Origin of the sequence: Ruthenibacterium sp., assembly GCF_017421385.1 — a bacterium.
GTDB classification, from domain to species: Bacteria; Bacillota; Clostridia; order Oscillospirales; family Ruminococcaceae; genus Ruthenibacterium; species Ruthenibacterium lactatiformans.
The window spans coordinates 1-8,821 of sequence record NZ_JAFOIN010000076.1 but is presented as its reverse complement, the minus strand read 5'-3'; the positions used below and the strand labels follow the sequence as shown (position 1 = coordinate 8,821).

At 60.6% G+C, this 8,821-nt stretch carries 7 protein-coding genes; all 7 read right to left on the bottom strand.

Features of this window, described 5'->3' with window-relative positions; genetic code table 11:
• On the bottom strand, positions 1-997 hold a 997-nt coding region (locus IIY41_RS08180; protein WP_287400323.1), incomplete at its 3' end, for an ATP-dependent metallopeptidase FtsH/Yme1/Tma family protein.
• 83 nt (positions 998-1,080) lie between these two features.
• Entirely contained in the window at positions 1,081-1,632 is a 552-nt protein-coding gene (hpt, locus tag IIY41_RS08175; protein ID WP_009325897.1) for a hypoxanthine phosphoribosyltransferase, read from the bottom strand.
• Positions 1,629-3,023, bottom strand: a complete 1,395-nt coding sequence (tilS, locus tag IIY41_RS08170) for a tRNA lysidine(34) synthetase TilS (protein ID WP_069971809.1) — start codon at positions 3,021-3,023, stop codon at positions 1,629-1,631. Before tilS ends, hpt begins: the two co-directional genes overlap by 4 nt.
• On the bottom strand, positions 3,016-4,413 hold the full coding sequence (gene dnaB, locus IIY41_RS08165) for a replicative DNA helicase (protein ID WP_009325899.1): 1,398 nt from the start codon (positions 4,411-4,413) through the stop codon (positions 3,016-3,018). The genes tilS and dnaB overlap by 8 nt, the downstream gene beginning before the upstream one ends.
• A gap of 51 nt (positions 4,414-4,464) precedes the next feature.
• On the bottom strand, positions 4,465-4,908 hold the full coding sequence (rplI, locus tag IIY41_RS08160) for a 50S ribosomal protein L9 (RefSeq protein ID WP_009325900.1): 444 nt from the start codon (positions 4,906-4,908) through the stop codon (positions 4,465-4,467).
• Between the two features lie 185 nt (positions 4,909-5,093).
• The gene (locus IIY41_RS08155; RefSeq protein ID WP_058723274.1) at positions 5,094-7,073 is read right to left on the bottom strand and encodes a DHH family phosphoesterase; all 1,980 of its coding nucleotides are present in this window, start codon (positions 7,071-7,073) and stop codon (positions 5,094-5,096) included.
• 43 nt (positions 7,074-7,116) lie between these two features.
• Positions 7,117-8,821 (bottom strand): ribonuclease J (locus IIY41_RS08150; RefSeq protein WP_287400320.1); only part of this gene is annotated, 1,705 nt, incomplete at its 5' end.

The window sequence follows — 8,821 nt, the reverse complement described above, 5'->3', positions numbered from 1 at the left end:
GGTTCAGCGTCTGCTCACGCTCGTCGTGTCCGCCGCCCAGCCCTGCGCCGCGCTGGCGGCCCACTGCGTCGATCTCATCAATGAACACGATACAGGGCGCAGTCTTTTTCGCCTTATCGAAAAGGTCACGCACACGGGACGCGCCCACGCCCACATACATCTCCACAAAGTCAGAGCCGGAGATGGAATAGAACGGCACGCCCGCCTCGCCCGCACAGGCGCGGGCCAGAAGTGTTTTACCAGTGCCCGGAGGGCCCACCAGCAGCACGCCGTGCGGGATGCGCGCGCCCAGCGTGTTGAATTTCGTCTGATTTTTGAGGAACTCGACAATCTCCTGCAGCTCTTCTTTTTCCTCGTCTGCACCGGCCACGTCCTTAAATGTGGCCTTACGGCCCTGCTCGGCCTGGTCCTTTACCTTGGCCCGGCCTACATTCATCGCGCCGCCCCCGCCGGACTGCTTGTACATGAAATAGTAGAAGCCTGCCATCAGCAGAACGGAGATCAGCAGCATCGGCAGCATCGTCAGCCAGACCGGCGTTTCCGTGGCGGGCAGCAGGTCCATCTTCAGTTCCGCACCGCCATTCTTTTCGGCATAGATCTCGCGGTAGCGCTGCAAATTATCCTTGTCCAGCAGTTCGCCCGCATACGGCAGCGTATAGGTGAGCACAGCCTGTTTTGCCGTGTCCGAAGCGGCGCCCGATGACGAACCGCCCCACAGGCCGCCCAGAGCGCCCGTTTGCTGGCCGCCGAGAGTCATGCCCGGCTGCTGCTCCAGCAGCTCCTGCGTGGCCTCCTCCGTCAGCGTAAGCTGCATGGCCCCGTTTTTCATATTGAGCACGAACTCGGACACTTTGCCCTGTTCAAAATAATCAATGACCTCTGAATATTTCATCGTCTGGGTATCGCCGCCTGTGCTGAACAGGATGAACGCCATGATGATGAGGCCCAGCAGGGCGATGATCATCAGCCCGCTTGTGCTTTTCCGGTTTTTATTCAAATCAGTTTCACTCCTGAAGGAGGCTTCTTCGGCGCGCCTGCCTTAAATACGCTCGCACCGCCGCGGTGCGCCGGGCCGTCCGCTTATACGGAATAGACCTCGGGTTTCAGAATGCCGATGTACGGCAGATTGCGGTATTTTTCATCGTAATCCAGCCCGTAGCCGATGACGAACTCGTCCGGCACCGAGAAGCCGATGTAATCCGCCTGCAGGTCAACCTTGCGGCGGCTGGGTTTATCCAGCAGCGTGGCGATGCGGATGGAGCGCGGCCCCCTGCTCTCCAGCAGCTCCTTGATATAGCTGAGCGTGAGGCCGGAGTCCAGGATATCCTCAACGATCAGAATATCCTTGCCTGCAAGGGGGACGTCCAGATCCTTTACGATCTTCACGACGCCGCTGGATTTGACCCCGGAGCCATAGCTGGACACAACCATGAAATCGATCTCGGCAGGCACGTCGATCTGACGCATCAGATCCGCCAGAAACACCACGGCGCCCTTCAGCACCGTCACCAGCATCAGGTTGCTGTTTTTGTAATCCGCCGTGATCTTGCCGCCCAGCTCCCGCACCTTTTCGCGGATCTCATCCTCGCTGAGCAGGACGCGCAGGACGTCCTCTTTCATATTATCGTTCATGTTACTTCCTCCATCTGCCGTGCCGTGACCGTCACAGCGGTTTTTGTAAATTCATCCGGGGCCAGGCCTTCGGCAAAACCGAAGCCCGCCGCCCATAAGACTGTGCCTCCGCTGGCGAGCACCGGCAGGGCGTCACGCGCCGCGGAAGGCACCCTTTGTTCCGAAAACAGCTTTTTCAACGGTTTTGTCACACCGCGTCCCGCGGGGCGGAACATATCGCCCGGGCGGCGTGTACGGAAACACGGATTATCCTGTATTTTACCATAATCCGCGCAAAATTTTAAGAGGTTTCTCACATCTTTCTCAGAATTAACCATTTTTTCATAATTGACCAGCTGAACCTCTACCAAAAGCCCGCCCGGCGCGGCAAAAACACCCGGCGCAAACGGCTGCCGCCAGCTTCCGGCCTCTCCGCGCGGCGGTTCCGGCCGGGGACCTACGGCCAGCAGGCCCTGCCGTATGGAAAGCCATACGCCCTCACAGAGCTGCACCGCACCCTCGCCTTTTGCCAAAAGCGCGTCCGCCTCGGGAACAAGGCTCATTTTCTGCTGCGGCGCTGCGGCCGCGATGAGCCGGGCCAGCGCCGTATGCCGCACGGCCGCGGGCGCCGCAGCCAGCGTCTGCGCACAGTAAGCGTCCGGGATATTTCCCGGCAAATACACAGCTCGGGGCACGCACGCCTGTTCCAGCAGCGCTCCAGCCTGTTCCTCCAGATAATCCGCCACCGCGGACATCTCGGCGGCAAAACGCGTTATGCTGCGCGCGGCGCCCGGGTGCGCGCGCTCCAGAGCGGGCAGCACGCCGTGGCGGATGCGGTTGCGGGCGTATGCGTCCGTATCATTGGTGGCGTCCGTCACATGCGGCACGCCGCAGCGCGCCAAATAAGCCAGGACATCCGCCCGCTGCGCCCACAGCAACGGGCGCACATACGGCCCGCGCACAGGCGGGATGCCCGCGGCTCCGCGGGCCGCGCTGCCGCGGGCCAGATTGAACAGCACCGTTTCGGCATTGTCGGAGCAGGTGTGCGCCGTTGCGACCTTCGCGCCGTGCGCCTGTGCCAACCGTGCAAAAAAAGCGTACCGTTCCTGCCGGCCCCACTCCTCGCCCGCGTTTTCAGGCGGCGAGAGCAGCGTCTCATCCAGCGGAACACCCCGCGCCGCACACTGGGCGCGCACAAAGGCGGCGTCCCCGTCTGCGGCAGCGCCGCGCAGGCCGTGGTTCACATGAGCCGCGCGCAGGCGCAGCCCCCACACATTCTGCACGGAAAACAAAAAATGGAATAATGCCATCGAATCCGCCCCGCCGGAGAGCGCCACGATAACAGTATCCCCTTTTTGCAGCATTTGATGTTGGGAAATATAGGCCCCGGCGCGGGCTTCAAACTCATCCATGGGCATAGTCCACGTTGGTGAATCGGGTGTGCGCGCCGTCCCAGCCTAGGTCCACCTTCCCCACCTCGCCGTGGCGGTTTTTTGCTACGATGCATTCGGCTGTGGTGGCGTCGGTTTCCTCGCCGTTGTCGTAATAGGCGTCGCGGTACAAAAACAGCACCACGTCCGCGTCCTGCTCGATGGAACCGGAATCTCGAAGGTCGCTCAGCACCGGGCGGTGGTCTGTGCGGTTCTTCTCCGCGCTTCGGGAAAGCTGGCTCAGTGCAATGACCGGCACATTCAGCTCTTTTGCCATGATTTTCAGGTTACGGGTGATCTCACTGATCTCCTGCACGCGGTTCTCCGTGCGCTTGCCCGTGCTCATAAGCTGCAGATAGTCGATGATGAGCAGCCCGATGTCCGGGCGCGCCGGGTCCTGATTGATGCGGCGGATCTTCGCCTTCATCTCCGGGATGGTGATGTTCGACGTATCGTCCAGATAAATATGGGTCTTGGCCAGCACCTCGGACGCGCGGGCCAGGTCCTCCCAGTCCGCCGTGGAAAGCCCGCCGGTGCGGAAGGCCTGGCTGTCGATGGCCGCCTCGCTGGAGAGGATGCGGCTGACGAGCTGGTCCTTTGTCATTTCAAGGCTGAACACGGCCACGGGCACATTCTGCTTTTTCGCCACGTTGGTCGCGATGTTCAGAGCAAAAGAGGTTTTGCCCATACCGGGACGGGCCGCGAGGATGATCAGGTCCGAACGGCCCAAGCCCGTGAGCATGGTGTCCAGATAATTAAAGCCTGTGGGAATGCCCAGATATTTATCTTTATTGGGACCGGAGATCTCCTGCAGATGAGCATAGGTGTCGATGATGACGCTGCTGATGGGCGTGAGCGCCGTGGAATCGCGTCCCGAGCGAATTTCATAAATTTTCTGTTCCGCGCTCTCCAGCAGCAGGTCGGCGTCTGTTTCCTCTCCTGTCTGCTCCAGAATGGTCTTGGCCGCATTCATCAGCTGACGCACACGGTATTTTTCCGCGATGATCTTCACATAGGTGTCCGTATGCGAAAGCGAGGGCACCGTTTCAGCCAGCTGGGTCAGGTAGACCTTGGCCGCGTCCTCGGTCTCAAAAACAGCGGCATCCTGCACCGCTGCCAGAAGCGTGACAAAATCCACAGGCGCGCTGCCTGTAAACAGGCGCACGATCTCGGAGAATATCTCGCCGTTCTGGCGGGCATAAAACATCTCCGGGCGCAGCGTCTCCACCATTTTGGGAATGATGTCTGCGTCCAGGATCGCCGCGCCCAGCACAGCCTGTTCGGCCTCCATGCTGTACGGCAGGTTTACGCCGAGTGATTCCAGCGACAGGTTGAGCCCGCCGGAAACAGCGCTGCGGTTATTCGCGGGCATTGCGGGCCCTCCTTTCCGTATTCCGAAAATCTCCTGCGGCCGCGCGGCCGCTTATTCCTCCACCTTGACGGTCAGCTTCGCCGTCACCTTGGGATATACCTTTACCTCGACCTCATAGGAACCGAAGTTTTTGATGTCGCCGTCCAATACGATCTTGCGCTTATCCACCGGCTCGCCCACTTTCTGTGTGAGCGCGGCGGCGATGTCCTTGGAGGTGACGGAGCCGAACAGGCGCCCGCCCTGGCCCGCCTTGGCCTTGATGGCGACGATTTGCCCATTCAGCTTTTTGGCCAGCGCCTGCGCGTTGGCCAGCTCCTCCGCTGCATGATGCTCGCTGGCCGCCGCTTTTGTCCTTACCTCGTTGACGGCCGCCGCGTCGGCGGCCACGGCAAGGCCGCGGGGCAGCAGATAATTGCGGGCGTAGCCGTCCGATACCTCGTGCAGCTCGTCTTTCTTGCCGATGGACTTTACGTCCTGTTTGAGCACTACCTTCATGGTGCAGACCTCCCTGTGTGTATTGCAGGCCCCGCGCCCCCTCTGCTCACGGCGGAGAAAACGCGGGCCGGATATTTTTGCAACCGAAACAACTATACCAATTTTGTGCGGGAAAGGCAAGCGGTTTGCCCGGAAAATACATCCGGCGCACGGAGAAACCGCGCGCCGGGCATACCGTTTTGCATTCAGCTGTTCTTCTGCTTCTCCGTCCGCTGGCTTTCGCGGTATTCAGAGATTGCGTCCAGCAGCCGGCGCTTTGCCTCTTCCAGCGATACATTTCGCAGCTGCGCGCCCGCCATTGTCAAATGGCCTCCGCCGCCCAGCTTTTCCATAATGACCTGCACGTTCACATCGCCCATACTGCGGGCGGACACCGACACCTGCGCGCCGTTATCCACCGCCACAAAGCTGGCCTCCACACCGTTGATGGTAAGCAGGTCGTTGGCGGCCTGGGGCACTACGACGCTGAGCTCCGCGGGCACGCTGTCGGAAAACACGACGGCACAGCCCATATAGATTTCCGCGTCCGTGACAAGCTGCGCCTTGTAGGCATAACTTTCAAACGACGAATTGAACAGTTTCTTCACTGCCTGCGTCTGCGCGCCCATGCGCCGTAAGTAAGCGGCTGCCTCGAACGTGCGCACGCCCGTGTGCAGCGAGAAATTGCGCGTGTCCAGCATGATGCCTGCCAGCAGTGCCTGCGCTTCCAGCGGTGTAAGGCGGTTCTCCTTGGTCATGTCGATGTACTGGAGCAGCTCGCTCACCAGCTCGGATGCGCTGGAAGCATAAGGTTCGTGATAGAATACTACACTGTCGTCAATGTGGCCCACACATTTTCGGTGGTGGTCGATAACGACTACGGTTTTTGCCGCCCTGTACAGTTCCGGACTTTCCAAAATGGCCTTCAAATGCGTATCCACGATCACCAGCAGCGTGTTTTTATCAATGCATTTTTCCGCTTCGTCCGGTTCGATAAAATCATCCCCGCAGCCAGCGCGGCGGAATTCCTCAATGAGGTTTGCCGCGAGGCTCTGGCGCTCGTTGACCACCACGGCGGCGGGTTTGCCGCACAGCTTCGCAAAGCGCAGCATACCGACGGCGGAACCCAAAGCGTCCAAATCGGACGCGCGGTGGCCCATGATCAGCACGCTTTCGCTCTGTGCCATCAGATCCTTGATGGCGGAGGCGATGATGCGACTTTTCACCTTGCTGCGCTTTTCCACACTGCGGGACACACCGCCGTAGAACTCAAAGCCCTCGGCACTTTTGACGGCGGCCTGGTCGCCGCCGCGTCCCAGCGCCATATCCAGCGCCTGCACAGCCATGGCTTCGCCCTCGCGCAGTGTGGCGGCCAGCCGCCCTACGCCGATGGAGAGCGTCACGGTGCCCGCCTCTTCGCCGATCTCGCGCACTTTATCCAGGATGGAAAAGCGGTTTTTAACGATCTCCTGCATATGGCGCTCTTCCACCACAGCGATATACCGCGAGGCGCTGATGCGCCGCAGAAAGCCTGTGGTGGCCCCGATGAACTGTTCCAGCGCCAGATCGATCTCACCCGCTACGCGGGCGCGGTCGCTCTCTTTCATTTCCTTGAGGATCTCGTCGTAGGTATCCACGGCAATGAGCATCACCGCAGGGCGTGTGGCAAGATACTCTCCCGCCTGCCGCTTGAGCGTGGTATTGTTGACAAAATAGGCCACGAACAGGCCGTCGCCCGCCTCCACGCCGCTGCCGTACACGGAATAACGCTGGCCGCCGAACTCGATGTTCTGGCCCGTCTTTTCTTTCGCCAGCGCCGGCATGAACGCCGGGACCACCTTCGACATGGGCAGCAGGCACACGTCCCTGCCGCCCATTACATCGTCACGGAACGCATCGTTGTACCACGCCACGCTGCCGCCTGTGAGGATAACGACCGGGACGCTCATGGCGGCAAAACTTCCCTGCGCCGCGCTGGATGCATCCGAAGCGCCGTGCAGCAGACGCGCCAGCCTGTGCCGGAACCAGCGGATGTTCAGCCCGACCACGATGCCCACAACGAGCAGCACGCCCACGACAAAAACAAGGTAAGTGGGCTTCACCAGCGCCAGCGCAACGCACAGCGCGATGCAGGCCGCGGACAGGATGATGACGGTCGCGTCAAGCGCCGCAAATCGTTTTTTCATGCCGTGCCTCCTCTTTTCTCAGGCGCCGCCGCTGCGGCGCGCCTCATACCTCCATCAAAATGGGCAGAATCATGGGGCTGCGCTTTGTCTTGCGGTACAAAAAGGCGGACACCGTCTCGCGGATACGCGTTTTGACGCTGCCGAAATCGCGCTTGTCCGCCGCACTCATGCGGCCCAGCACATCGCGCACCTGGTCGCGGGCGTCGTCCAGCAGCTTTTCGCTCTCACGCACATAGACGAACCCGCGGGACACAAGGTCCGGTCCGGCCAATACTTCGCCCGTGCGGGCGTCAATGGTAGCCACAACGATAACAAGGCCGTCCTCAGAGAGGTGACGGCGGTCCCGCAGGACCACGTTGCCTACGTCGCCCACGCCCAGGCCGTCCACCATCACCGCACCTGCGGGCACCGGCTCGCCCACGGTAAGGCCGTCGGCGGAGAGTACCACACAGTCGCCGTTCTCACCGATATAAATATTCTTTTCCGGAATGCCTACGGCAGCAGCCGTCTGGGCGTGCTTTTTCAGATGCTTGTATTCGCCGTGCACAGGCAGGAAGAACTGGGGCTTTGCCAGCGTGAGCATCAGCTTCTGCTCCTCTTGGCAGGCGTGGCCCGAAACATGCACGTCATACATGGATTCGTAGATGACCTCGGCCCCCAGCTTCAAAAGGCCGTTGACGACCTTCGTCACCATTTTCTCGTTGCCCGGAATAGGGTTTGCCGAGATGATGATAAAATCGCCCTCGCCCACACGCACGTTGCGGTGACTGGCAGCAGCCATGCGGGACAGCGCGCTGAGCGGTTCCCCCTGGCTGCCTGTGGTGATGAGCACGATCTTCTCCGGCGGATATTTGTTGATGTCCTCAATATCGATGAGAACAGTCTCCGGAGCGTGCAGATAGCCCAGCTCCAGCGCCATCTGAGTGTTGTTCACCATGCTGCGGCCCGACACGGCCACCTTTCGGCCTGCCTTTACGGCAAGGTCGATGAGCTGCTGCACGCGGTACAGGTTCGAGGCGAACGTGGCGATGATGATGCGCTTTTTGCCCGCGCGGCTGAACAGGGCCTCCATGCTGGCGCCCACCTTCTGTTCGGTGGCCGTGAAGCCCGGACGCTCGGCGTTGGTGGAATCCGACAACAGGGCCAAAACGCCGTGCTCGCCGTATTCGGCAATGGTGACAAGATCCGTCGGGCCGCCGGAAATAGGCGTGTAGTCGATTTTAAAATCGCCCGTCTGGATGATGGTTCCCGCAGGGCATGTGATGGCCAGGGCCACCGCGTCGGGGATGGAGTGGTTCACGTGGATGGGCTCCACGGTGAAACAGCCCAGCTTGAACTTCTGGTGCGGAGCGATCTCCACCATTTTCGTGCTGCGCACCAGCCCGTGTTCTTCCAGCTTGTTGGTGATGAGCCCGATGGTAAGGCGCGTGGCATAAATGGGCAGATTGACCTCTTTGAGCAGGTAGGGCAGGCCGCCGATGTGGTCTTCATGGCCGTGCGTGATAACAACGCCCTTGATGCGGTCCTTATTCTGGACAACATAGGTGAAATCCGGAATGACAAGGTCCACCCCGAACATGTCGCTGTCCGGGAACACGATGCCGCAGTCCACGAGGATCATATCGCCCTGACACTCGTACAGAGTGATGTTCTTGCCAACCTCGCCCAGACCGCCCAACGGCATGATCTTGACCGGGACAGCCGGGGTGCCGGCGCTTGCAGCGGCGGGCCTGCGGCGGCGCGGGTGG